Raw genomic sequence first — 26857 nt, 5'->3', positions numbered from 1 at the left:
CGTTTCAACATGACTAACAGCTTCCTCATATGTTATGCAATTTATAAAGTTCGCCAAAAACTAAATTTTCAGTTTTATCAACTTAAAAAAGTAATTATGTTACCCCTTTTCTGTATTGTTCATTTACAATATAGATGTATAATTATTGTTTAATGAGTAAATGAAATTTGTTTTATTCTAATCTTGCACGATAGTACGTAGCAAAAAACAGTTTTTCAATTGGCTCATTGAAAATATCAGCAAGAACTTTTGCCCTATTTTCAATAACTCCTTTGGTACCAGTTTCAATGTGATACAGAGTTTTCATGGGTATTTCAGAAGCATCCGACAGCTCTTGAATTGATAACCCTTTTGATTCTCTAATATTGCGTATAATAGTCAATTTCTCACCCCCTTACTCACATTCTATTCTCCTTAAAGTAGAATGTCAATCCCTTCGGGATACTTTTCTATCCTTAAGGTGAATTTAATTCACCTTAAGGAGTTGATTAATATCCTAAAGGTGAAAATATCGATTGGAGTGAACTAGATGATACAGAATTATTTCGGGGAAAATGTTAGAATTCTAAGAACACTTAAAGGATTAAATATGAAGGAACTTGGTGCTGTTTTAGGAGTCGCTAGTAGTACTATTTCCAACTGGGAAAATAACAGGAAAGAGCCAAGTTTTGAAATGCTCCAAAAGATTTCCATTTATTTTAATGTAAGTACTGATCGACTCCTAAATCATAAAATTGGTGATAGTGAAGCTCTTACAACTGAAGATCGAAAATTAATTGTAGAACGTTTAGCACAAGATTTGTATGAAAGTTATAAAAGCATTCCTGATAAAGATAAACCATTATTAGAAAATGAGTTAATTGAGTATGCAAAATACTTAACGCACAGAATTGAGACTAAAAATAAATTAAAACATAGCTGAAAGGCATTATTTTTCTTGGAAACTTCCAATTAACAGTAATAATTCACGATAAGTTTCTAAAATATTATTATCCTGGTTAATCATTTCATTAAACCACTCTTGATTAAGATTCATCTTGTAAACCTCCCGTATTTTGCACAAATTGTATGTGTTAGTGGCACGAAATTTTTACGCTTTTTAATAATGAGCCACCATTATAAAGTACGAAAGACGCTACTTTTTAGTAGCGTCTTTCTTGCTTAAACGGCTTAACCACCACCGGGGTCGACCATCCTTTGCATAACATATTTATTTGTATCTTGCGCTTTTGCGTGTTGTGAATCTGGTGTTTCTAATTGAAAAAACGATGTCAATAGCATTACGGTATATAACGTAACCGCTAAAAATTTATTCACTTGACTTCACCTCTTCTTTTAATAGGTCTTTCTTGACGTATTGCGAATAAAAAATATTACCTGTTAATTCAAAAGATTCTAACGATTCTTTTAATCCTATTATATCATTATTTACTTTTGAAAACGAATACTGCTGGAAAGCCGTGAATTTTTTACCATCCTTTCTCAAATCTTCATATAGTTTAATTCCTTTTTCCCAATCACCATGCATACATTCAAAAAAAGCCTTCTCAGACGAATGAATAAGATCAAATCTTATCTCATCTAAATTAATACCATTTTCTATATACAAATGCGCTAGTGTGGTATGAAACGCTAAATACTTTTGTGTTTTTTGTGGAACTTGAATACTTTCACAAAGAGAAATGGCTTTCTTAATGTACTTCTCAGCCGTAGATGGACATTCAAACGTAAAACTTTCTCCTAAACAGCACCAAGCTGTAGCCTTGATAATGGAAATATCCAATTCAGAGTCTAAAATTTCATAACATGTATTGCGGCATCTATCTAAGTCATTTCTCATTAAATATATATAAGCCAGTCGCTCTTTATATTTCATTTGCATGCATCTCTTAACGTACTCTTGTTTCACTTCTTTTAAAATAACATTGGTACGATCAGCATAAGGAATAACCGCATTATAATTTTGCTTATCGTACATTGCTTCCATATATAAAATATTTAAAGCTGCTTGACACACTGTATCTGAAGAGAAATCTTTGGTATACATCTCATCCAGAAGTTGCTGACCTCTTGCTATATTTTGATTTCTTTTATTCTGTATTTTATAAACTGTTATGTACTTCTTTAATCCCTTCGTATCAGCATGCTTTTCTATAATATCCGTTATTACTTTGTATTCTCCCATTGCTTGGCAATAGCATAATGCTTTTTGTACATTTAATGGTGTTTTACAAAGAAGAATATATTCATGAATGATTTTTCTTTGCTCTTCCAAATTATCACAAATGGCTTGAACTAATTTTAAGAAAACCTCAAATTTAAACTCTTCTGTTTTACATTGAAGTCCGTTATCAATTGTTGTTTTACTTGTTCCAATTTCCTTTGCTAGTTGTCTACTACTGATTTTCTTTTCAGCTTTAATTTTCGACAATTTCCCCATTAAATTCTCCAATGTAAAGCCCCCTTCCAAGCACAAGACACATCACCCAATATAAATTATTAAAAAGACGTTTTAATCTATAGTGTAGTATTTCAGTATATTCTTGGAGGTTAATAATTAAATTTAATCATTGGGTAATCAAAACTTGTCATTATATTATCTAATATTTTTTCACAAATTTCATAATTAGAAATATTTTAACACGAAGGCCTTATAGTTATGTGTAAAGTGCCCATTTTTAAAATTTTATATTTATTTATCCGAAAATTCAAAAAATTAATAGGATATAAACATTTAAATACAGATATGTTTAAATGAATTAAAATGTTTTTTTACAGATGGGATAACAAAGGCTACTTAAGGGGATTGATATTATTTTAATAACAATATAAGATAGATAGAAAGATTGTATTTTGAAGAGAAAATGTTTTTTAAAAATATGTACACATAAAAAAAACCCCACTATACTCAGTTTTAAATTGGTCTCTAGTTTGGCGACATGAACCAATTTAAAACTCCTATAATAGCAAGGGTCTTATTTAACATTTTTTAATGTTCACTTATGACTATAATTATAACATAAAGTGAATTTAATGTGAATAAGAACCTCTATTTTTCCATGTTTTTCTGTATGTGTTTAGTGGGAGAAATAGGAGGTTTTTTTGTGATTTTACAAAATTTTTTGCTCAGTCGAGCAAAAGCTGAATTAAGTCCACGTATCAAACACTTATCAAAGACTTCTGGAGCTATAAATCAAGCAATAAAGAAAATTACTACTTATATTGATACTATTGTCCTAGAATATGAGGGTGTTACCACTAAAGATTATCTTACCAAAAGAAAATATGAAGCTTTAGAGACTGTTTTATCTTATTTAGTACAAGAAGGCTATAGTCAAGTTAGGCAAGAACACATTAGCAAAAAATCAGGCATTTCAAAACCAGTCATTAACTACGTGTTAACATGGCTGCAAGATCTGGGCGTATGCCAACAAATTAAAGTGCGAAGACATGGTAAAATCGCCCCTTCAATTTACATATTAACCATACATAACAACTATTTAAAAATCATTGAATATTTTAAGATAAAATGGGCTTTAGCAATTGATGTGTGCTCTACTTTCACTAAATTTCTACGTGAAAAACTCTTTAAGAAAAATTTTGTAGCCAATCCTGAAAATCTAAAGAATGATATACAAGTCTCGTCTAATTCTTTAGATGTTTTCGACATAAATAAACAAGAAAAATCAGATAAGGATTGTGTATTAAAAGAAAAGCATAACAGATTACAAGATTTAGATGACTATCTAAGTGAGGATCAGAGAAAAGCTTATTACTACATTTTAAGCCAAGAACTAAATCATCTTAGTGAAAAAGATGCATATACAATTGCTTTAAGGATGCCACATTATATCGACCGCTATGCTAGATGGGATTTTGAAGAATGTGTGCAATGGTTCCAATACAATGAAGCTCAAAATAGCAATCCTGCACATTTTATAAAAATGTTTGGGCAAAAATCTAAACAAAACTGGGAACGAAGAAATCAAAACGCATTAGAAAAGAAATCACTGCATGGTTTAAATAAAAAAAGAGAATTTGTTTTCTATAATTTTTTAGAAGAGAGTAATTAAATTTAAAAAATCATACTAGTCTGTAGCCTTGCTTAAAAAAATCAACCATAGCAAGGCTATTTGTCATATCCTCTTATAAACAGTCATAAACTTGCTATTTTTCGACACAAGAAACTTCAAAATACAAATCATCTTATAGGATTTGTATTTTGAAGTTTCAGGAAATCTACGTATACAGTTAACCATAATATATTTATAGTTAGCTCTTCTTTAACTATCAAATTAAACTTGAAATTTACTAAGAGAAAATGCTGAATAGCTTGCTAGAGTAAGTTTAAAAGCATCATTATTTATTCTAATGTTATTAATGCTTTTACTTTTTAAAACAAGATTTATTTAATATAGCATTCTGGAATTCTTTCTCTTTTGTCTAATTTTAGGGAATCCGATTCAACTTGCAAAATATATAAATGATTATGTAGATGCCTGTAATCAGCTTCCCTAAAATCTGATAAAATTCTATTCATTTCAAATGGAATCTATATGCCTCCCCCTTCCTCCCCCACTTCTAAAGAATATCACTAGCTATTGAATACACTTTAAAAAGATAGACCATACTAAAAAACGTAAACTATTAAATATAACCTAGTAGCATTATTTTTGTTTAAGATTAAATACCTCTAATACTTTGTAGATTATGTAAAAGTTTAAAACACCTTATAAGCCATTTTGAGGAAAAAAATTTCATTAGAAGTATCTCTATTTCACATTGAGTATTATTATTTACTAGTAAAACGCTATTTAAACGCATAGCGTTCAATACACCCCCTCATTATTTTTTGTATTTTGAATTAAAAGAATATTAACTGGATACTAATTCTATTAATGAAAACTTTGATTCTTGCACATATATCTAGTAAAATTCTTATATTGGAAACAAACTTTTAATAATAAAATTTTAAGTAATTCTTTAGTTATTCTATTGTCTACTAAATATCTTTTTACTTCCAAAGGTGAACGTTATCAAAACGGATAACCTTTATAATTTAATTCACATTAATACTAGATACATAGACTAATCTAGCACACAAGTAGCTGCACTGAAAACATTTTAAAGATAGTAAAGCTTCTTACCTAGTGGCCCAATAAAGATTTTTATTATTAGAGGAATGATCCTTCTAATAAAGAAAGAATATCTAACACACAAATAATGGAGGTGTGAAGTTTGGAATATGGATATTTTGCACAAGAAGTAGCAAAGCAACTGGATATAAACACCAATACACTTCGTAGATGGTCAATTGAACTAGAAAAAATGGAGTACATATTTGAAAGAAATGAACGTAACCAAAGAATTTATTATGAAAATGATATAGATATTTTAAAACAAATGAAGGAATACCTAAATCAAAACTGGAAATTAGAAGAGGCCGCTACACGAAGCATGGAGACAGCCGAAGAAAACGCCCCGAAAACGGATAGTGTTCAGGAAGAAAATGAAACTGAAGTAACACTTCAGAAACGTTCACAAACAGATATTTCAATAATTCAAGATAAGTTTTCCTATATGTTTAACCAGCAAGAAAAAATTGTACAACAAAACCAAGATATTATTAATTTATTATTACAAGAACGCTCAGAAAAGGAAGAAAAAGATTTACAAATCCAGTTACTACAGGAAAAACTGGATAAAGCCATTCAATTGTTAAATGAGGATCGCCAAGAACAACAAGATAACAGTAAACAAACGTTCATTCAACGTTTGTTCAATCGAAAATAATTGGGCGATTTTCTTTTAAACACATTTCCCAAATAAGAAAAAGCGGTAATTACCGCTTTTTTTTATTTGGGAAATCACCTTCACAAGGCTAAATATACATCATTAAAAAGAATTCCTCTTATGTCTGTCTTTAATACTTATTTAACTTCAAAAGTAAAACGTATATTTACTAATATACATCTAACTAATACTCATTAAAAGTTCATATACTTTTTTACTAAAGTTCATACATATCGCCTAAGTATAATAAAGAGAAAAACACTTAATTTCAATTATAATATTATTAGTTGAAAAAGCCAAAAAACCCTGTCTTTTTCTCAACCTTTTCTTAATTACTTTTCTTAATTTAAACATATCAAAGTCATCTTAATCCTTTTAATATCAAAGGATTAACGCACCATAAACGCCTAGCGTTCACGACAAATCTTAATTTTTCTATACTTCAATTCTATATAGTTAATCCTCAACTCAAATTTAAATTTAATTTTGTATAAAATTTAGAGTATTACTTTCAATTTTATTGCGTTTAAGGTACTTCCACCATTTCAACAATTAGACGTATTTATATATTTCTTTGGCCTTACCTATGACTCCCAAAAATCATCGGTATTAATTAATATCAATGTATAGATCGTTATTTTCAAAATCATCAAAATTCCATCAGTTTTTCGGGAAGCTTGGTTAGACGCTGTAACGCCCTAACTTCTTAATATTTTCATATCATGGAACTTAAGTAAGAATGCCTTAACCCCATAAAACAATGGGTTTAACGGATTATGAACGCTATGCGTTCACGTTTGTTAGAACGTTAATTTACCACTTCACAAGCGTTCATTCTGTATTCATTTTAATCTTGTTGTAATGAAATTATATATTGAATACTTAAATTACGTTTCTTTATTACAAATATAGAATGCTAGCTTATTTTAAATGAAACTACAAATTTAAAATAACGCGTCCCTAAGATCCTCAACTTTCAGCTTTACCAGCAAATCTTTTATCATTATCTCTAAGCAATCTTAGTACAAGTCGCATCCCTCTAAATAGATGAGCCCTCATAAACGTTGATATGAAAGGGATAGTCGTTGCAAAAACGGATAGCGTTTACGTATTCTTAAACACTAAAATAACACTTTGATAACGTTTACGATTTAGGGGGTTTAGTTACATTCTCTAAAACATCACATCCTCTTGGAAGTATTAAACTTTCAGATCCAACTAACTACTTTATTTACTTAAAAATGAATTCTAACTTAAATAATTAGGTTGGTTCATATACAAATTACTCGCTCTAATTAATGCTTTCATTATTACTTTTGGACACTATAACTTAAGCTGTCTATCAGTTATTACACTAAATCTAGAGGGTCATGCCGAATGTTATTATGTAAACTGTGAACTCACGTTTATATACATGGATCAGAGAAAGCAAAACATCCTAAATTAATCTATTTAATGGCTTACATGTTCTTCTGAAATATTGACAGATTATAGGGATGAGTGACTAATATCAGTTAATAAGATAGAAGAATATTGGCATATGTACGCGAGAGAAAATGAGTTAAACATAAGTGTTCCAGATGCATAGGTGTTCAGAGATGATTCCAAGGAAATGAGAGATGAATTAAGAAGTTTGATTGTTAAAGGAATCAAAACAGGAACATACGCTGCACATTGTGTTTACGGGCTTGAAGGAGAGGAAATTCAAAAGTTTGGTCAGTACGATATTGTATTGGCTGGAGACAATACTCGATTAGCAATTATAAAATATACAGAGATTGATTTTTTAAAAATGAATGAAGTAACAAGTGATTTTTCCAGATCTGAGGGTACAGGTGATTTAAGCTATGATTATTGGTATAGTGAGCGTGTTGAATTTCTCACTTGGGAATTAAGCCCGTATGGACTTACTTTTGCTCCAGACTTATTGCTAATTTCTCAAACGTTTAGGGTGATGGATGTTTATAAGGATAGAGTATAAATTGAAATCCAAACATGCTTTATTCTAGCTATATACAAGAAACAGGCTGTAAAAATCCGATTTTACAGCCTGTTTCTAAACAACTATTTTATTTTTAAAACAACTTTATTATTCGTTAACAAAAACCTTACAAACGTTGTTATTAAAGGGATAAACGCCATAATAACGTATAGCGTTCATGTATTATTAAACACCAAATTAACACTTCAATAACGTTTGTCTGTTAGCGGATTTTATACATCCTCGAAAACTTCAAATTCTCTTAAAAAGATTATAATTTAAATTATTAATTCTAACTTAATTCCTAAGAATATCTTAAAGGAATTCATTCAACTCATATAGAAAACTTCTCCAAGGTTTATATAAATGCCTTACAAAAGATACAATTAACTCAGAAAACAATTAATCTAGCAAACGAATTGAACCTAATTCTAATAAATATAAAATAAATATCTAATTTATATTTATTTTATATAAAAACCTGATTAATTAACTGTTGAATTCAAACCAATTCCATTAAATATTAATTTTATATTTAAATTATATCTAATTGATATTTAATTAAGGTTAATTCCTTTCAAAACCTTGTAATCACTCTAATTTTAAGGTATAATATATTTATTAAATATAAATAAAAAATAAATTTTATAGAGGTGATGTATAATGAAGAATTCAAAAGGGAAAACTCTTCATATAGACATTGAAGGCGATATTGGGAACGATTCTTTTAAAGGTTACATTAATGGTGAATACATAAAAATGAAAAACGTATATCAAAGCGTTTACTCAATGCCAAATGTAACAGAAACAAACACTCAAAAAAATGTGATTAATCTAGTAGACAATATGTTTGTAAATATTGCTAGTAAATCAATTAGAAGATCTGGTATGTACTTTATTGGTAATCGAGCGATGCTGACAGGGAAGAACCCAAAAAACATGAACATTAAAGTAGGTCAAAAATATAACGATGATTTGCCGTTAATTAATATGCTAGGACTAATTGCAAATAAATCCGTTCAGCTTGAGTGGGAAAGAACTGAACAACTACCACAATCAATTAATGTGACTGTTGATCTTATTTCAGCTATTCCAGCAAGCCAATGGACACCAGTAAATGCAAAACACCTAGAGCAACGTTTTACTAATTCAAATCATGTTGTAGTTGTTTATGTAGGGGAAGAACAAGTAACAGTCAGCTTAACATTCAACAGTGCAAACATTACCCAGGAAGGCGTTCCTCCTTTATATGCAATCCTTGAAGGCGAAGAAGATATGTTTAGTGACTTTATTAAACTATATAAAGACAAACTTGAGGTAGAGACAGTTGAAAAATCCTTCTTTAAGAACAAAAAAATCTTACATAGCGACATTGGAGATGGAACAACTGAGTATATATACACAGTTGGTGTAAATCCAGTCATTGATGCTTGTAGTGGAGAAAGACGTGGAGTTGGGCATGCTACAGAAGAAGCTGTTAAGCTATTAAACCAAGAACGTGGAACAAACATTAAACGCCAACAATTCTCACAAATCCTTCAAGATCCAGATCATAAATACTATGAAGAAGCAACTGGGTACTTTAATATTACAAAAGTAGAACAAGCTGAACTTATCTTAGAAGATACAAGTGAAAAGTATGTAAGCAATACCGCCAGTGAAGCTGAAATTTTATGTGTATACGGTGGGGGAAGTGTTACTTTTAAAGATGAGTTATATAATCAACTATTAGAGTATTGTGAGCAAGTTGGTATGTACTTATTATGGATACCAGAAAAATATGCTGTAGATATGAATGCTAGAGGGATGCAAGTAATCAAGAAGATTCTTACTCGAAAAAAGGTGAGATAATATGGCTGACAAGAAAAGAGAATCTTTCTTTTGGAATCTCAAAAAAATTGAGAATGAAGAGTTCTTTAAATGGTTTGAATCTCAAGGGAATATAGCAGATTCATTATATAAACTTGTCTGTTACTTTATTGATAAACATGGTTTACAAGATGTTGGTGATTATAAGATTCAACAACAAATGCAAAGAGAGATCTTACTTCAAGATAAAGATTTTTTAAATGAGGTTAAACGGGTCCTATTGAATGATTCAAAACTCATTATCAAAAATGATGATCAAAACATCCATAATGAGATTAAATCTTCTAATGAAGTAATTGGAACTTCTGAAGAGAAGCCCGATAATGAAGATGAAAAAAAAGAAGACGTTTCTAAATCTGAAACAAATGTTTTGAATGATGAATATGATGATCTTGATACAGCAAGTTTATTTGGTAATTAGTATGTAAATACTCTAAAAAAAGAGTCCTAGAAATAGGACTCTTTTTTTAGGTTTAATTTTCAACTTACATCTTATCAATGATTAACTGTCGTTTATACCATTGATTTAATTTGCTTCTCGCCGTACTAGAGAGACGTTTTGTTTTTTTATTATAAAATCTAGAAAGAGTAGGCTGCGATATACCTATCTCAATTGAAAGTTCTCGCATAGTTATATTCTTTTTCATATGCACAAACTCTATTTTTTCTCTAATTACTTGTTCATTTTCAGTTGTATCTAATGGTTTTTCTACAATTTTTATTGGCTGATTTTCCTCATGTATTGTATCAATTGTTTTCTTTTTTGCTAAGTTTTCCATTGAACTAATTAGTTCTTTTGGCGGCAATATTACTATTCCTAACTGTGAATAATAGTTTTTAAACCAATTCTTTTTTGTTAGTTTTTCTTCTTCTAAACCATTATCATATTCCCAATGAGAAATTACCTCTTCTTTTTCTAGATCCATAAGAACATTTTCTAATTGTTCGCGAATACGATTCGGTTTTTGTTTCTGGTTTATCCCCATAACTGCTAACAAACCTTTATCTCCACCTATGGAATAAGGTCTTTGTAAACTAGAAAACATTTGACGTATTCTCCATTGCCATGTCAAATATCGAATTAACCTTTTATGATATTTATGTCTATAACTATTATATTCAAGTGCCTTTTTTGATAATAATGCGGTAGTACTATTAGATCCATATAAATATCCAGATAAGAAACTTCCTGGTTTGATTCGGCACGATTCTATTCCCATGTATTCGTTTGTGTTTTTATCTCTCCATAAAACTACAGAATCTAATACGAATAGTCTTTTAATTACCTCACGTTTTACTTCATAATGCTTACCTGTTTCAGCACGATCATTTAATACGACTACTTCATTGTCATCATTTAGATATATAAAAATACTTGCTAGGGCCGCAATCCGCTTCGCTACTTTAATTTTATCTTCTACCCTGTAGTATTCAACACCATTTGCCTTAGCCTTTGAAATACTGCACATCTCTAAAACTTGTTCATATGAAAAATCAATAAATTCATCGGGCGATTTTGCTTCATTCAACCATTGAATCGTGATGGTATCTAAACAATCTGCAGTTAAATCATCCATATTACTCATTACACCATCTACTAATGTATTCCATCTTGCTGCCTCTTCAATATTCGTTAATTTTAGATCTTCATCTTTATGAGAGGAAAGCTGTGCCACTCCATTACTATCCTTTGTTTCAATAGGATATGATTTTAACAGTGTATTTTCATCTTCTTCAAATTGATTTTTAGCTATTCCATCCCTTAACTTATAATATACTGCGGAGTTATTCACTTCTAAATAATTTTCATTCAATGTGCTTGCATTTGATTCACTTGTTGCTGTATGCACTTTATTACTAGCTGTCTGATTTTTACGAAACTCTTGTTCAATAAAGACACCTATTGTCTCATCAATGATTAATCTATATTCATCAATATTTCTATATATATCTAGAGGAGAAATACCTTTTCTTTGTTGTTGCTCTAGCCACTGTACGAGCATTGAAAATGATGGAGAAAGGTATTCTGAAGTCACAATTTTACTTTTATCTGTTTCAACCTCAACATAATAGGACACCCATTTTTGCCACAATTGCTCATCTTTTTTATACAATTGTTCCGTTATTGATAGTGCATCTCTAAACAATTGTAGAACGTCATCCATATAAATTCTGCTCCTTATATACATTTAGTTATTCTTAATCTGAACTTGAAAATAATTAGCTATATGATGTTCCTTTTTATAAAAACTAGAAACGAAGTCAGAATATTCACATTCCTGTTTCGTTGTTAACATGTTAAAGGCTCTAGTTTGCATACTTATAGCCCGCTCTGTAACTGATTATACAAGACTCAATCAATTTGTAAAATCCAAAGTGATAGAACAGAGCACCTTTTTTATAAAAAGATAATCTTTTTATAAACGGTTAAACTTTATTTCAACTTCAAAAAAAGATTGCTTCCGTTTTCTTTAAAAATTATTTGTGACAAAAATATAGAAAAAGAAAAAGCAGCTAAAGCTGCTATGGAATAAATGAAAAAAGAAAAGATTAGATACGAACAAGTCGCTTTCTTTTATAAGGAAGAACAAAGAAAGAGTGGAAAGCAATACACAAACAGGTAAATCACATGAAGTAAACTGATAAAGAGATTGAAAATTCTGACATTTTAATCGCTAAGGGTTTTTGTTTACTCTTTCTTTGTTGAAATGAGTTTAACATGAAAAATAATATAAATCAACAAAAAAATACAAAATTCTTATAATTACGACATTTTATTCGTCTTTCCTTACATTCACGTTAAACACATTGTTACTATGGTTTGAAAAAACAGTTTAATCGTTTTATAACTGGTACTCAACAGTGACACTCGGCTTAACAAGTCTTGTTTAATGCTGTTATTTTTCGATTACTTCGAACACCACAAATTAATCAATATGAAAATTTATAGTCATATCATGTCCCTTTTTTACAAAACATGAAACAAAAATAACATTATGTGTCTCTTTCTTACTAACTCGAAATTTTTTTCTAATATTGCTTAAACCTTGATATATAAGCTTTTCTATTACAGCAATACTATTAGTTATGAAAATTTACAGCTATATGATGTCCCTTTCTTTTTAGATAAAAAGCCCATAAACCCTTTCATATTAAGGATTTACACGTTTCTAACTCTATTTTCATGTATTTATGCAACATGAAAACATATAGCTATATGATGTTCCTTTTTTTAACCGAACATGAAAACTCGCCTAGCTAATTCATGTCCCTTTTTCAATTGGAAAATTACAGATAAAGCCCATTAACATCACTATTTAAAGAGTTATTCCTATTTAACTCATGATTATTAACATGAAAATTTATAGCCATATCATGTCCCTTTTTATTTTTTAAAAATCGATATAATTGTTGATTTAATCATGTTTATAAGGTTTTTTTTCTATTTTTCATCTTTTCTACCAATATGAAAATCTATAGCTATATCATGTCCATAAAAAAAAAAGAACAAATCCTGAAACCCCTTGATACACAAGGGATTAAAGGGCGTTTCATCTTTTCATTTTTTCTCTTAAAGGGACGCATTTCATCAAATTTCGATTTGATATAATCAAAATTGATATATTTTATAGTTTTTGGTATTTATTTCAATATTTATAGGTAGGAGGTGAAAAAGATGGGAAAATCATTTATTATTCGTAATCAACGTAGTCTAAATGGACAATCTACAAATGCAGTTTTAGTAACACTGAAGTCTTGGCAAAAACTTGTTGAAACTTTCGAAGAGAAATACTACAGCTATAAAGATACATACCTTGAGGATATTGTTGATGATATGACATACGAAGAGCGTATTGCCGATGTGGATGGCTTCGTAGCACAGGCTAAACCATCTTTTTCACGTCGTACACTATCTGCTATTTCGGAAACAATGGGAAGAAAGCATAAATTATATGGCATTACAAACGCAGATCTGGAGGTCTTCTTATATCTACATAAAAAATGTTACACAAATGGAGTCATTCCAAATGTAACAATACATATGATGTGGGAAGATTACAAACTGTATAAAGAAGAATTTGCTTACATACAGCATTCTCAATTCTATATTGCATTAAAGAAATTAAGTATACATAACATTATTTCGATTGAAAATGAATTAGATGGCCGATATACAATTAAATTAACTCATTTTATGAATGAAGAAACTGAAAAGGCCAATGCATATGTTTATATTAGCCCAGTGGTATTTACAAAAGCTTTCTTTGAGTTATCAATTGCATCTAAGAAACTATTCTTAGATATGGCTATGCAACAGCACAGTGAAACTACACTAAAACGTTCCTTAGACAAACAAGATGAAAGAGGGAATAGAACTCATTTTGGTGGAATGTACCGCTTCTTGCATAAAAAATACCCACATCAGATACGTGCGGTTATAACAGAGTTAACAACTGCATTACCATGTACAGGGACTCCACTATTCAAAATTTGTAAATTACAAAAAGGGGTTAAGAATAAAAAAAGATATACAACTCTATATCTATCCTTACATACGGATTTCTTATGTACAAAAGAAATCGGAGAAGTACAGTATCGTGATCCATTCACACCAAAGCTTACTTATGCTCGTAAAGCTCGTTTTATCGAATCCGTACTACAAGAGATGAGTATTGGAGAATTTACACAAGACATGAACAAATTTATTCATGTGCTAAAACATACATGCAATCGACAAATTCGAAGTGTAATCCATAGCTTACGTGACATGATAGATCGTAATGAAGAATATCCAAGCAAGTTAGTATATACACTGAAGAAATTATTAAATCAAACATCACAATATAAAATTCTTGATACAGCTGCTAAAGAGGGTATCTATCCTCTTATTACACAGCATGTTCCAAAAGAACAAAAAGAACAAGCTGTATTTGATTTCGGATTGCATTTCTCTATGTACTCTCTGCGAAACATCAAAAAGTTGTTCCGCAAAACGTATGAATTACTAAACTCTAAATTTGCTATACCTGTTACAGAGGAATCGTATCACCGCAACTATCTAAAGTATCAAGAAGAAACGTTGTTTAGAAAGTACGCCTATGAACAAGGTACAAACCTAAACGCTTATATGGCTTTAGAAATTGAAATACGTGAACTCTTAAAAGCAAGAGGGCATAAAGAGCGTATTATTCCTAGTGATGTTCGTGAATTGTTCATTGAAAAGATAGATAGATTACCGAAAGAAAAGCTTCGTGTTATTGAAGTACCAGATAGCTTCAATTTAATTACATTTATGCGTGCCTTTGAACAGTTAATACGCGCTGGTATCCAAGTAACAACAGCTGAGCAAGTACTGACAGCAATGAAAGCGAACTAATCATCATTAGCTCTCTATTTTTGAAAAAATTCAAGATAGAGGGCTATTCGTGTTGATCCGTTTATTTAAAAGAAATTTACTCCTTCTTCACAATAAATAACTTTACTCGATTCTATTCATAATAGAGTCTTTTTTTATGCAATCATATACAAAAATAGTATGGTACTTATCTCAATTTCCACACATACTTTCATAAAAAGACGTTATGAGTTGTCTAAATACATTCAAATACCTACAAGAAATCATAAGAAATAAATTAAATCTCGTGGATAAGTAGATAAATAGCACTTAATGTGAGTAATTTAGTGCAATTATCATTGATATAAATAGCTTATAGGCCTTCATCTATCAAAAATCATCAATATTCATGTGAGTTATGTGCTAAATATGGATTATGTTGATTAATTAACACATAATGTGAATCTTTTGTGGGTAACTTTAATCAAATTGTGGAGATTCCGTTAATTCATATGAAATTTCACGATTGAATAAATATGTTTAATAATGTATTAATTTGTTTCATTTTTTATGTAGAAATACTAAGTTTCATTTATGATTATTTGTAGTTTTTAGAGCTTAATATGGTTTGTTTTTTTGCTGTAAAATTCTACTATTTATGATTTTTTACGCTATGTAATGTTAAAAGGCTTTGTTACAGTAAGGATAAACGTACATTTCTCAGTCCTATATAAGTTTTATCTTTATATTTTAAATATATATAAGATATATATTTATATTAGATTTTATTAACTAATATTCATAAACAAACTAATATAGTATAACGATAAACAATAATTATAGAAAAACTAACAAAACTATAGTCTTCATTAAATACCATTGTGTGTTCAAAAATAAATCTATAGATATCCTCACAGTTATTTTTTAAGGCTATAGCAACATGTCAGAGAATTTAAGATTCCTGTTAAACGTCATTCCTATTTTGGAATGACGTATTTTTTTAGGGACAAATTCGAAAACTCATATCATTATCATATGTATTTAGTGTATCTAGAATTCTATATGGATGGTGAAGACATATGAATCAATATCAAATGCTGTATAGTACACCTTATCTGTATTCTTCTCGAACATTGAAACAAATGTACAAAGCGACTAAAAATGAAGAAAACGTATGTGCTATACAAGAACACATGCGACGACATGAAGTATACTTAGACCGACAATACCGAGGGTATTATTATTTAAGTCAAAAAATTGAAGAGGATCTATATGGTGATGAACTGGCTGTCTCCTGGAATCAGCTATTAGATGAATATCAACTTTTTAAGAACGGTAAAGGGAATTTGTCCATTAAACCAAAAGGATGGGGTTAATATGACTATCATAGGAGAGCTAGGGATTGTGTATGGCGTGACGGGAGCTTCAGTTTTAGGAATACAATTGCTGAAGAAGAAAGGTTTTTATCTTCCAGGTTGGTTGCTACGTGCGGGTCTTAAATGTTTACTAATTGGGAGCGTTTGGTACGTTCTAATGGATATGCTAGATGTGTTTCTACGCTAGCATTACATCTGGTAGTTGAAAATGATTATAATAGCGCATTTTAAACAGCTTTTTCTAAGCTTCCATACAGGCTCAACTACCTTAAGGAGGTATGGAGGGAATGTTGTCACTTTTATTAATCCCAGCAACCTTTATAACTGTGGCTTATTTTTACCAAAGTAATGGACCGAATGATAAGAAAAAAATTGCAACGTTTTTTGAAATTACAAAGGTTTGTGTTCAACATAAAGGTGAATTACAATATCCCATTTTTATAAAAGAAATTAAAGATGATATAAGTATGAATTATGTTTACAAGTTACCACTTGGTGTACCTAGTCAACTAATCCAAAAGTTAGCTGAAGTATTAGAAGAAGGTCTATATAAACCTGTTAAAATATCGTTTCATCAAAGAGAGCTTCATATTCGAGTATTTAGCCAAAGAATACCTGAAATGTGGAATTGGTCTAAGGATCTATTAAAAGAGCATACATGGAGAGTTATGGTGGGGAAAGCGTTAGATAAATATGTATATCATGATTTTGAGAAAACACCGCATATGTGTGTAAGTGGAATGACTCGTTTTGGAAAGACAGTATTCTTAAAAAATGTGATGACTAGTTTAATTTTACAACAATCTCAACACGTGAAATTTTTTATTATTGATTTGAAAGAAGGGTTAGAGTTTAGCCCTTACAAAGAGTTATCCCAAGTTGTAGAAGTCGCTGAAAACCCGAAACAGTCATTAGAAATGTTGGGAAGAGTACGTGAAAAGATGGTAAAACAGATTGAAATAATGAAGAAGTCCTATTTTACCAATATCATAGACACATCAATTAGAGAACGTTGCTTCATCATAGTAGATGAAGGAGCAAATCTTTGTCCGACACAAGGATTACCTAAAAAACAACGTGATGTTTTATTTTTGTGCCAGGAGATGCTATCTGAAATCGCAAGAATTGGAGGTAGTTTAGGATTCCGGCTCATATTTTGTACGCAATATCCAACCTCTGATACATTACCAAGGCAAATTAAACAGAATGCTGATGCGAAAATAGGCTTTCGATTACCAACGGTGGTCGCTTCACAAGTTGCTTTGGATGAACCAGGTCTTGAAGATTTACCTTCTCTTCCAGGAAGAGCATTATTTAAGACTGATCGTACAGAAGAAATTCAGGTACCTTTTTTAAAGGATACAGATATGTGGGAGTTACTAAAGCAATATAAGGTGGTGAAGCAAAATGAGGCATCAAACACTCAAACAGAAAGCGAGACAAATCGAGATTTTATCCACTTTGAGTAAGTTGGATTTTTTAACTAGGAGGCAATTACAAGCCATCCACTGTCTAGGGAGTATTCGAAATGCAAATCGTGTATTAAAGGATATGCACCCGTATTGTCACATTACAAAAATGGCTCGTGAACACGTATATTATTTAAATAAAAAGGGACGGGATTTATTAGGAATTACAAAAGAAGTAAAGAAAAGTAGTCAATTACAGCACATATTAATGCGAAACGAAAGCTGGATATGGCTTGGATTTCCAGAATGGAAAACAGAAAGACCTATCGAGTTTTCAATTAATGGTCAACGGTATCAGATTATTCCTGACGCAACGTATTTTGAAGATAATGTTCCCCATTTTGTTGAAATAGATCGTATGCAACATATGAAGGCAAACGAACATAAAATACAGTTATATGGCCATATAACAGATATCTACAAAAGACAGAATGCTATTGTTCCAGTAATTAATTTTTTTACATTATCAGACTATCGACAATCAAAGTTAGAGCAATATGCTATAAACCGAAATGTGTTTATGAGAACATTTGTAATGGAAGATATATTTTAGTTGTTTTAAGCATTTATGTCCCAAAAATCATGATAATCAATACGTTTATCAAATTTCCTTAGTGTTTTAATGATTTTAGTTGCGGATGTTAAGGTGGGGATTCGATTCTTCTTATTTGCTAAATCACTTATTAAAGATTTACTTAATCCAGTTCGTTGTACTAACCATTGTTGTTTAATCCCTCTACGGTCTAAATATTCACCAAATGGAGTTCTCTTTTTTCCTAACCCAAACATCGGGATCCCCCCTAAGTAAGCTTGTGGTAATAATAACTTGTCCAAATTTCCATAAATCTAAACTTTTGTTCATAAATATGGAATTATAATTTTAAATAAAGCATAGAATAATATAAAGAAAATCTAAAAAATGTGTAATAATTTTGAAGAATGTAGCATTCATAGTAATAGCTACAAGTTGCTGATACACTATCCTAATGGCAACTTGTTGCAAAGGGTATTCTTACAAAATAAAAAGCTTAAATCCATTGGTGCATAAGGATTTAAGCTTTTTTAAATTTATGAAGAATTGAGGGTGAGTTTAATAAATTAAGAGATATTAGACTGTTCAGCATTCGAATTTTGAAGAACATTGTACTTATTTCATTGGTTTTAAAGAAATAAGTATTTCTCTTTTATAACAATCTGGGTATAACGTGTTTCTTAAGAATTTTCCGCTGTTCAGTATCCAATAGGATCCACTCTTTAAAATGATCTGGATATGTATCATGCAATGGTTGATTTAGGTTTCCATGTAAAGAGATAGACATGACTTAAGGAGGGGATGTCTATCTTCTTTATTAATCCAAGACTTAATTAAATTTCACGTACTGGAATTTAATTAAAAAATGTTTGTATAAACCAAAACAAAAGGTTTATAGTAAGAACAAAGGTTCTGTTTTGGAGGGTGAAACAATGTTTGATTACTCGAAATGAGTTAAGAGTTATTGATAAACATGAAAAGGTGATATGTATATACATCAATCATATTACAGACATAAAACATACATAATTTGAAAAATAGGATAGGTTGTTATATTGAAACGAACAGGTGAAGATGTAATTGGACTGATTGGTACGTTGTTAGGATTACTATGTTCGCTAGTCATTCTATTTCTAGGGAGACTAGCATACGAAATGGGAGAGTTAGAAGGAGCTGAAAAAGGTCTTACTGTTGGATGTATGGGAGCATTTTTTTCTATTTTAGGATTCTTTGGCTTTATAAAAGCTAAGGGTGCATGTAAAGAGGCTGGATTTTTGATGATTGTATCCGCAATAGGTTTATTTGTTTGTGTAAATAAAATTACATTTTATCTATTCCCTGGCTTGGCACTTTTACTTAGTGGACTAAATAATATTTTTGGCAAGAAATAATACATAAATAGCAAAAAAATATTAATTAAGGAGTGGTAAGTGTGAAATATTTTGTATTTGAAGATGATGAATTAATAGGGGGATGTGAAGAGACAATATACGTTTTTGAACAAACCAAAAGAAAAAATAACTACGACAGTATTAATGATTTGGAGGAGTTTGCAGTACAATGCCTATTCATTGAACGGAGAAATACACATTGGTATTGGTATAAAGGAAAAAATGAGATGGAAATGACCATGCAGGAACTCGAAGAGGGGATTAGAGCGGAACTAAAAGAATTGAAAATGATATCCAAAGAAGAATTTACAGAAGTAAGAAACAGATATTCTCCTTATATCAAACCTATCGAGTTTCCTCGAAGTGGAATCAGATGTGCATATGCTTATGAACCAGACTGGAATGATGTGTTCTTTGTTATGGAAACAGAAGAAAGTTATTTTGCCCTTTATTGGTTCACAGGGGCGTGAAATTCACACTCCCTTATAATAAGCATTAATTCTAGATTCACTTAACAAGTTATATTTTTTAATAATCTTATTTGATTGTTTTAAAACATCACTATGTTATTAAATATAAGCCTCTTTAAATATATCTAAGAAGACATACTTACTTACTATCCTCTTCATCTATCTCATAAGAATTCCGGTCTACAGTTAAATAAGTAGCAGTACACTAAACCCTACTATAAAGTGACAAATTACTTTGGATACAGTATTTTGTTACAATGAATTCAAGAGTTATGAAGCTCATTATTTTTAAATACAAACGTGATTTAAACGTTAGTTTTTGTTACAAAACATAGACCAATTATAATAAAACAGGAAAACTCACAAAGTACTTATGCCTGTGGGTGACGAAGGGAATGTGTACGAAATTGAGTAAATCAAGTGAAATAAGTAGATTTGAAAATAGATTCTCAGAAAATGTGATTGAAATAGCAGCTGTCACAGGGGCATTAGGAATTGGTGCATCAAAAGGCGGTGACAACATTTTGTGGACTGCGTCAATTGATTTGATTGCGTGGAAAGACTTACATAACAATGAAACGATTACAAAAGAAGACATACGACTCGCATGGTTGGTTGATGATGAAGAATGGAGAAAATCAAAAGACATTTTGACAGCAAATACAGTTGTAACATTACAGGTGCGTAAGTCAGAAAATTCATTGATGCTTGTTAAGGTTTTGGAAACACCATATAAAGATGATGAGTTGGAAATCATCTTACAAGATGCGATGAAACCGGTTTTTTATGATGATGGGATCTTGGGTGAGTTTGAACTTGATAAAAGAGTGAAAACTTTTGAAAAGAGAATGTCTTGGGCTGGTGAAGAATGTCATTTATATTTTGATTGGAATGAAGACAAACATATGATGAAGTCTGCACTGGAAACAGCACATGTACTTTTCAAAGAGCAATATGAATGGAACATGAAAATGAAAATGTACGCCGCAAAAGAACTGGTAGAGTTAGCAAATGAATGGCTACAAGATGATGAAGAAGCGGAAATCGACGAAATTACAAAAGAAATGTTCATCGATTCCATCACATTAAGCAGCTTAAGCGTTTATTCAGAAGGTGATTTTGAAATATTCTTTTTGGATGGAGATATATTTTGGGGACATTCCATCATTGTAAGTGGTAATATTCATGAGGGACTATCTTCGGCTGAGATTGCAGGATAAATTGAAACTTCCATCAGTGGGGATTTTTCTTCATCCCTACTGATGGATTAGTTGGACCAATCGGGCTCTTACTGCTCTAAAGTAGCGGGATAAATTGTTATACTTTTTGATGTGTACCGATAATAAAATGGTTTAAAAATCTAAGTTTTATTCAAAAAATGGCGCTCGATTGTTAAACCATCTAACATTGTTTGCGAACTATAAAGTAAAGGCTTAGTTTATTTTTACCAAATTTCTCATTACCACGCTTGAAATTACCCGTAATTTTAGCTAACAATAACTGTACCTCGGTTATATTATCTTCAACTTTTTTGATTCTTGTTATAAGGGATAGCACCTCATACGCATCAAGCTAAGATTTTATAGTACCTCCAAAACGAATCTTTGTACTAACTTGTAACAAAAATTCGTTCTGGGGTATTTATTTTTCTTAAATTGATGGGCATATAGGGTACCCCAAAATGGAAAATAGCAGGATTTTCGTTAGCATGCAATAATGCATGTTCATTCAGCGAAAAAATCTGGTAAAATCTAAGCACCTGTTCTATTTTTCAGTTATCTTGGAAACTTTACTTTTTAATTACCCAAATGGGGGGCGCTTTATCGCGTCTTTTTTTTATTTTCAAAAGGATCGGCTCAATTTCTTCTTAGAGCCGTACTTTAATTTAAATGTGATACGATAGTTGTATATAGACAATTATGAGAGGCAGCAAGTATTAGAAGATAAGTAGATATAATTAGGGGGCGCATTTCATGTATAACTTACAAGAAGATATGTATGAACAATTGAAAGAAAAAAAGGGGAAGTTACTGTGTTTTTAAAGAATGGCGTTCCAGTACGTGGGCAGATCCTTGCAATGGATAAATTCACCGTTCTTATGATGGCTCATGGTAAGCAACAACTAGTCTACAAGCAAGCAATTTCCACAATTCTTAAGTAATTCTTTTTCCTTTTTTCGAGGGAGGAGGAAAAAACACAAAAAAAATAGAAGATTGAGATCAACCTTCTTCAAAAAAAGGAACAGATGACAGATTACTATTCCAACTCTTAATCAATTATATATAAGCGTATGGGAATATTCAAGTCGTTCGAAATTTTCTCAATTTATTTATATTATTTTTAAATTAAAATATAAGTAATTCTTTTTATTATTATATATTTGTTCTTTCCTGTTGCAGAATCCTTATTATAAGGATTCTCTTTTTTATATTTCAAACCCAAAAACAAAAAAGATAAGATGGCGTACCATTACAGAAGATAGATATTAGCATAATTTTCTCAATAAGGAATTTTTTGCTTTTAATATAATTTTTTCACAATTCATGGTATATCTGTATTAAGGGGACCTTTTCGGTTGATTAGGGAGAAAGATTATAAAAATGATATGGGAGGAACAAAAAATGTCATTGAAAAAGAAATTAGGTGTTGGAGTGGTTTCAGCCGCTCTTGGTTTATCTTTAATTGGTGGGGGAACATATGCATATTTTAGCGATCAAGTGGTGACAAATAATGCATTTGCTGCAGGTACATTGGATTTAGCTATGCAACCAACTACTTCACTTAACTTAGAAAATTTAAAACCTGGGGACAAAATATTAAAGAAATTCAATTTAAAAAATAGTGGTACATTAGATATTAAAGATATCATGATGAAAATAGACTATACTGTAAACGATTTAAAACAAAATAACACTACAGAAGATTTCGGTAAACATATTAAAGTACAATTTCTTTTGGATTGGGATCCTGCGAAAAGCCCTGTATACGAGACAACTCTTGCAGAACTAAAATCACAAAGCCCAGAGATTGCCTCCAAAAAAGTATTTCATTCTAAGTGGACTGAAACAGGGGGATTAAAACCTGGGAAAATGGATTGGTTTTGGATAAAGTTTGTATTTGAAGATAACGGCACAGATCAGAACGTGTTCCAAGGGGATAGTATTGCGCTAAAAATGGAGTTCCAAGCCAATCAAACAGATGGACAAGAAAGATAAAATTAAGAGCATATTACTGGTAAAAAGTAAAACTGAGCTTATGCCTTTTAATTATTTAAAAAATTGTAGGTTATTTAAAATAAAACACAAAAAGAACTTGTAGGAATCCCTACAAGTTCTTTTTTAGATAATGCAAAAAAGGTGAAACAAACTATCTCATAATTTGAATCGGAGCAAACACTCTAACTACGGGTTGCCTTTATTATATATCAAATCTTAAAATGTGAAGTTATAATATTTGAAAATTATGTGAATTCAGAGAGAAAATAAAACCCTGATTATAATTCCTAAAAATATCCAAAGGTTTTGCAATTAGACTATTAAAAAGAGTCTTATTTAAGATATTTCTATAATGAAAAAAGACACCTGTGAAGGTGCTTTTTCATCTCTTCTTATTAATCCTAGGCAGAATAATATTTATAACAATAATAGGTAGTAGGTACTCTTAGGTTAATGGCGATATGATGATACCCCTAAATGAATAAAACAATTTAACATAATAAAATAATACTCGGATGGGAGCCCAATACATATTATTAAAATTAAAGTGGTTCAAGTCGGAAGGCACCTTTGGGTGTCTTTTTTTTATTTTCCTTCGACAGAATATGACAAAATAGTTGTAACCGTTTCTGTTATGATAGTTTTGGAAATCTTACATTTTACATAACTGGAGGAAACATAATGTATAAGAAATTGGGTACAATCGCTTTAACAGGAGCACTTGCTTTTAGTTTAGCTGCATGCGGATCTAACGAGAAGACTAGTAATGGAGTAGAAACAAAAGAAAAAGAGCAACCAAAACAAGAAACAAAAAAAGATAATTCAAAAGAAGGAAAAACAGAATCCGCTAAGGGTAACCGTTCTAATCCTATAGCATTTAATGAAACTGCTTCTATAGACGATGTTATTTTAAATACTGACGGTGGAGAATTTAAGAAATTCAAAGCGAAAGTTGAAGTTTCCATTTTAGAAGTTATACGTGGTGAACAAGCTTTTGGAATTCTAAAAAAAGAAAATGAATTCAACGAACCTGCTCCTGAGGGAAAAGAATGGGTATTAGTTAAAGTAAAAGGGAAAGTAGTAGATGCTGAAACACAAGATTTTGAATATTTACTGTCTGATATGAACTTTAAATTAGTATCAAAAGAAGGACAAGTATATAATCATGAACTATCCGCTGTAACACCTAACCAGTTACATCAAAAATTATACAAAGGCGCTGAAGGCGAAGGTTATATTTCACAAGTTGTAAATGCTGGTGATGACTTTACGATTCAATTTGAAACTCAGAAACAGAATAAAGTATTCTTTAAATCTAAATAATTATATAGGGAGTTAAACATGAAACGAACAGCTGAATTTGTATTAGGACTTATTGGTGGTATTTTTGGTATTATTTGTGCATTTGTTGCACTATTAATCGGTGGTATGGGAGCAGCTTTCGAAGCTGATGGTGCAAATACGATTATCGGATTAGGTTGGGGCGCTGTAGCTCTATCTGTATTAGGAATCGTTGGATCTGTTATGGTAAGAAGTAAAGCGAAAGTTGGCGGTATCATGATGACTGTTGCTGCTATCGGAGGATTTATTTGTATTTCTCTGATTTACTTATTACCAGGAGTATTATTATTAATCGGCGGATTAATGGGTATCTTCCGTAAAGATAAAGCTACTGTATCTGCATAAAATAGGCACTCGAAAGAGTGCTTTTATTTTGATTCGATAAATAAAATCTAACATCCGAGAACAATCGATTGGAGGAATGTATATGAATAAAAAAATTATTGGCAGTGTCATTGGTTTTATAGTTATAATAATCGCACTTGTATCTATGAACATGGTACAAAAAAATTCGGAAGAAACCGAAAAGCAAAAAAAGAAAGAAGCGAATAATATTGCATCTGCTGCTGCATTTTATATCGCAACGGAAACAATGGGTATGATCTCCGAGGATGTATTATCTGGATACTCAACAACCTGGTCAAACGCAATTAATAATCGTAAGGATTTCAATCTAGCTATCGCTGAAAAGAAAAAATCATTTGATAAAACAATTGATACTGTGTCCTCAACCTATATCGGCATGGAAATGAGCCTAAGAGAGTTATCTGAAGCTGCAAAAGAACAACCAGAAAAGTATAAGGAACTTTATGAAGAATATAAAAAAATGTACAGTACCATTACAGCTTTAAAAGAACAAATGGAATCACCGAGCGGGACATTAATAACGTTTAATCAAAATGCGAATGAATTACTTCAAGAATACAAAAAAACAAAAGGCAATATTGATGTTATTATCTCTGACGAAATTAAAGGGAAAATTATAAAAGTTAAAGAAGAAGTGAAAAAAAACAAATAGTATACTTAATAAAATATAGATTTGAACCATATTTTTCAATAACCAACATTACTTAAAATAATATTTGGATGGGAGTCCAATACATATTATTAAAATTAAAGTGGTTCAAGTCGGAGAAAGGCACCATGAGGTGTCTTTCTTATTATTTTTCGACAAAATACGACATTATACAGATAACTAGTTTGCTACCATTAGATTAGAAATCTTACATTTTTTCTGAAATAACTAGTATATACTGGAGGCACTCAACATGAAACGAAAATTACTTACAGCATTAGCATGTAGCGCATTATTTATTGGAATGGTTGCTTGTAGCTCAAATGAGAAGACCACAAATGAATTAAAACCTAAACAAGAAGAAAAGGTTCAGGAAAAGCCGAAAGTTCAAACCATTCAAAAGCAACCTAAAGATAGTTATGTAGTAAATGAAGATGATTTATCTAAAGCAGCACAGTCGATTGGAGAAATCCGAGATGAGCAAACTATAAATGACATGATGATACATATGTGTCTCCAAAAAATCACATTTCATGGGAATAATCTTCATGGTCCCGGTACCCGTTTTATAGGTCAATTTCAAGTGACCAAAGAAAACATTCAATACCTAAAAAACAACTTAAATGTTATCAATACTGATGATGAAAGACAAAGATATGAATCTCTTCTGAACAAATGGTACGCTGGAGATTTTGAATCTCCAGTTGAAGACTATAGTGAAATTCATTATTTACGCTCTGGAAAAAAGCAAAGTATGGAAGGATCTAAACTAGCTAAAAAAACTGATAGTGATGAAAAAGAATTTATTCTCCATTACTTTGGCCAAGAAGGATTAGATATTCATAATAAAGAGTGGAAACATGGAGAATTATGATAGCTTAACTTGATCGGCTTGGCATCCAATACATATTATTAAAATTAAGATGGTTCAAGTCGCAGGAAGGCACCTTTGGGTGTCTTTTATTGTACATAAAAAAGCCTCACCATCTTATAGAAACTTTAAGTCCTTGAAAATAAACATGAATTGCAAATATATTAATTTTATATTAGATTAAAGATTAGCGAATATT

Annotated in this window: 23 protein-coding genes and 1 pseudogene; 20 read left to right on the top strand and 4 right to left on the bottom strand. The window is 30.8% G+C overall.

The features are described from left to right. Positions 1–172: 172 nt before the first annotated feature. Positions 173–382 carry a helix-turn-helix transcriptional regulator gene (locus tag F0362_RS29520; RefSeq protein WP_000152610.1) on the bottom strand — a complete coding sequence of 70 codons (210 nt, stop codon included), beginning with the start codon at positions 380–382 and terminating at the stop codon, positions 173–175. Positions 383–529: 147 nt separating this feature from the next. On the opposite strand from F0362_RS29520, the gene F0362_RS29515 reads away from it, so the two are divergent. Beyond that, positions 530–922: a helix-turn-helix domain-containing protein gene (locus tag F0362_RS29515; protein WP_000615756.1), complete on the top strand. Its 393-nt coding sequence runs from the start codon at positions 530–532 to the stop codon at positions 920–922. A 387-nt stretch (positions 923–1309) separates the two neighbouring features. On the opposite strand, the gene F0362_RS29510 is transcribed toward F0362_RS29515, so the two are convergent. After that, positions 1310–2440, bottom strand: coding sequence for an AimR family lysis-lysogeny pheromone receptor (locus tag F0362_RS29510; protein WP_002156188.1), 1131 nt, complete (start codon positions 2438–2440; stop codon positions 1310–1312). A 664-nt stretch (positions 2441–3104) separates the two neighbouring features. On the opposite strand from F0362_RS29510, the gene F0362_RS29505 reads away from it, so the two are divergent. The 5 genes from F0362_RS29505 to F0362_RS29485 all read left to right on the top strand — a co-directional run bounded on the left by F0362_RS29505 (position 3105) and on the right by F0362_RS29485 (position 10064). Next, on the top strand, positions 3105–4073 hold the full coding sequence (locus F0362_RS29505; RefSeq protein WP_087971371.1) for a Replicase RepFR55: 969 nt from the start codon (positions 3105–3107) through the stop codon (positions 4071–4073). A 1165-nt stretch (positions 4074–5238) separates the two neighbouring features. Continuing rightward, the gene (locus F0362_RS29500) at positions 5239–5793 is read left to right on the top strand and encodes a MerR family transcriptional regulator (protein ID WP_000455694.1); all 555 of its coding nucleotides are present in this window, start codon (positions 5239–5241) and stop codon (positions 5791–5793) included. A 1612-nt stretch (positions 5794–7405) separates the two neighbouring features. After that, the gene (locus F0362_RS29495) at positions 7406–7774 is read left to right on the top strand and encodes an ASCH domain-containing protein (protein WP_001204122.1); all 369 of its coding nucleotides are present in this window, start codon (positions 7406–7408) and stop codon (positions 7772–7774) included. A 663-nt stretch (positions 7775–8437) separates the two neighbouring features. Beyond that, positions 8438–9625 carry a ParM/StbA family protein gene (locus tag F0362_RS29490; RefSeq protein WP_000798156.1) on the top strand — a complete coding sequence of 396 codons (1188 nt, stop codon included), beginning with the start codon at positions 8438–8440 and terminating at the stop codon, positions 9623–9625. A 1-nt stretch (position 9626) separates the two neighbouring features. After that, positions 9627–10064 carry a hypothetical protein gene (locus F0362_RS29485; protein WP_000763937.1) on the top strand — a complete coding sequence of 146 codons (438 nt, stop codon included), beginning with the start codon at positions 9627–9629 and terminating at the stop codon, positions 10062–10064. A gap of 64 nt (positions 10065–10128) precedes the next feature. Here the strand turns inward: F0362_RS29485 and F0362_RS29480 are convergent, their stop codons facing one another. Next, the gene (locus tag F0362_RS29480) at positions 10129–11808 is read right to left on the bottom strand and encodes a helix-turn-helix domain-containing protein (RefSeq protein ID WP_000342933.1); all 1680 of its coding nucleotides are present in this window, start codon (positions 11806–11808) and stop codon (positions 10129–10131) included. 1511 nt (positions 11809–13319) lie between these two features. On the opposite strand from F0362_RS29480, the gene F0362_RS29470 reads away from it, so the two are divergent. From F0362_RS29470 to F0362_RS29450, 5 genes are all read left to right on the top strand, one after another. Then, positions 13320–15020, top strand: coding sequence for a hypothetical protein (locus tag F0362_RS29470; RefSeq protein ID WP_000520214.1), 1701 nt, complete (start codon positions 13320–13322; stop codon positions 15018–15020). Between the two features lie 1037 nt (positions 15021–16057). Continuing rightward, entirely contained in the window at positions 16058–16354 is a 297-nt protein-coding gene (locus tag F0362_RS29465; protein WP_001077846.1) for a hypothetical protein, read from the top strand. A 1-nt stretch (position 16355) separates the two neighbouring features. Then, positions 16356–16541, top strand: coding sequence for a hypothetical protein (locus tag F0362_RS29460; RefSeq protein WP_000152457.1), 186 nt, complete (start codon positions 16356–16358; stop codon positions 16539–16541). Between the two features lie 100 nt (positions 16542–16641). Continuing rightward, on the top strand, positions 16642–17823 hold the full coding sequence (locus F0362_RS29455; protein WP_098009926.1) for an FtsK/SpoIIIE domain-containing protein: 1182 nt from the start codon (positions 16642–16644) through the stop codon (positions 17821–17823). Continuing rightward, positions 17762–18376: a replication-relaxation family protein gene (locus tag F0362_RS29450; protein ID WP_001216348.1), complete on the top strand. Its 615-nt coding sequence runs from the start codon at positions 17762–17764 to the stop codon at positions 18374–18376. The genes F0362_RS29455 and F0362_RS29450 overlap by 62 nt, the downstream gene beginning before the upstream one ends. 5 nt (positions 18377–18381) lie before the next feature. On the opposite strand, the gene F0362_RS29445 is transcribed toward F0362_RS29450, so the two are convergent. Continuing rightward, the gene (locus F0362_RS29445) at positions 18382–18612 is read right to left on the bottom strand and encodes a helix-turn-helix domain-containing protein (protein ID WP_000467337.1); all 231 of its coding nucleotides are present in this window, start codon (positions 18610–18612) and stop codon (positions 18382–18384) included. Between the two features lie 798 nt (positions 18613–19410). On the opposite strand from F0362_RS29445, the gene F0362_RS29435 reads away from it, so the two are divergent. From F0362_RS29435 to F0362_RS29395, 9 genes and pseudogenes are all read left to right on the top strand, one after another. Continuing rightward, entirely contained in the window at positions 19411–19746 is a 336-nt protein-coding gene (locus tag F0362_RS29435; RefSeq protein WP_000831332.1) for a hypothetical protein, read from the top strand. Positions 19747–19787: 41 nt separating this feature from the next. Continuing rightward, positions 19788–20216, top strand: a complete 429-nt coding sequence (locus F0362_RS29430) for a hypothetical protein (RefSeq protein ID WP_000873459.1) — start codon at positions 19788–19790, stop codon at positions 20214–20216. 395 nt (positions 20217–20611) lie between these two features. Further along, complete coding sequence (locus F0362_RS29425; protein WP_141438367.1) at positions 20612–21436, top strand: DUF2262 domain-containing protein; 825 nt, start codon at positions 20612–20614, stop codon at positions 21434–21436. A gap of 753 nt (positions 21437–22189) precedes the next feature. Further along, positions 22190–22377 (top strand): annotated as a pseudogene (gene hfq, locus F0362_RS29420) (RNA chaperone Hfq). A gap of 460 nt (positions 22378–22837) precedes the next feature. Continuing rightward, entirely contained in the window at positions 22838–23431 is a 594-nt protein-coding gene (locus F0362_RS29415; RefSeq protein WP_000053750.1) for a TasA family protein, read from the top strand. Between the two features lie 681 nt (positions 23432–24112). Next, a complete protein-coding gene (locus F0362_RS29410; RefSeq protein WP_000277060.1) occupies positions 24113–24754 on the top strand; it encodes a hypothetical protein in 642 nt (213 codons plus the stop codon). An 18-nt stretch (positions 24755–24772) separates the two neighbouring features. Continuing rightward, positions 24773–25117 (top strand): DUF4064 domain-containing protein, encoded by a 345-nt coding sequence (locus F0362_RS29405; protein ID WP_000831285.1) that lies wholly within the window; start codon positions 24773–24775, stop codon positions 25115–25117. An 82-nt stretch (positions 25118–25199) separates the two neighbouring features. Further along, entirely contained in the window at positions 25200–25790 is a 591-nt protein-coding gene (locus tag F0362_RS29400) for a hypothetical protein (RefSeq protein ID WP_001034980.1), read from the top strand. Between the two features lie 250 nt (positions 25791–26040). Further along, positions 26041–26661 carry a DUF6241 domain-containing protein gene (locus tag F0362_RS29395; RefSeq protein ID WP_000823713.1) on the top strand — a complete coding sequence of 207 codons (621 nt, stop codon included), beginning with the start codon at positions 26041–26043 and terminating at the stop codon, positions 26659–26661. Positions 26662–26857 lie beyond the last annotated feature (196 nt).

Source organism: Bacillus sp. BS98 (assembly GCF_008432245.1).
In the GTDB taxonomy this organism is placed as follows: Bacteria; Bacillota; Bacilli; order Bacillales; family Bacillaceae_G; genus Bacillus_A; species Bacillus_A toyonensis.
This window is presented reverse-complemented; position numbering and strand designations above follow the sequence as displayed.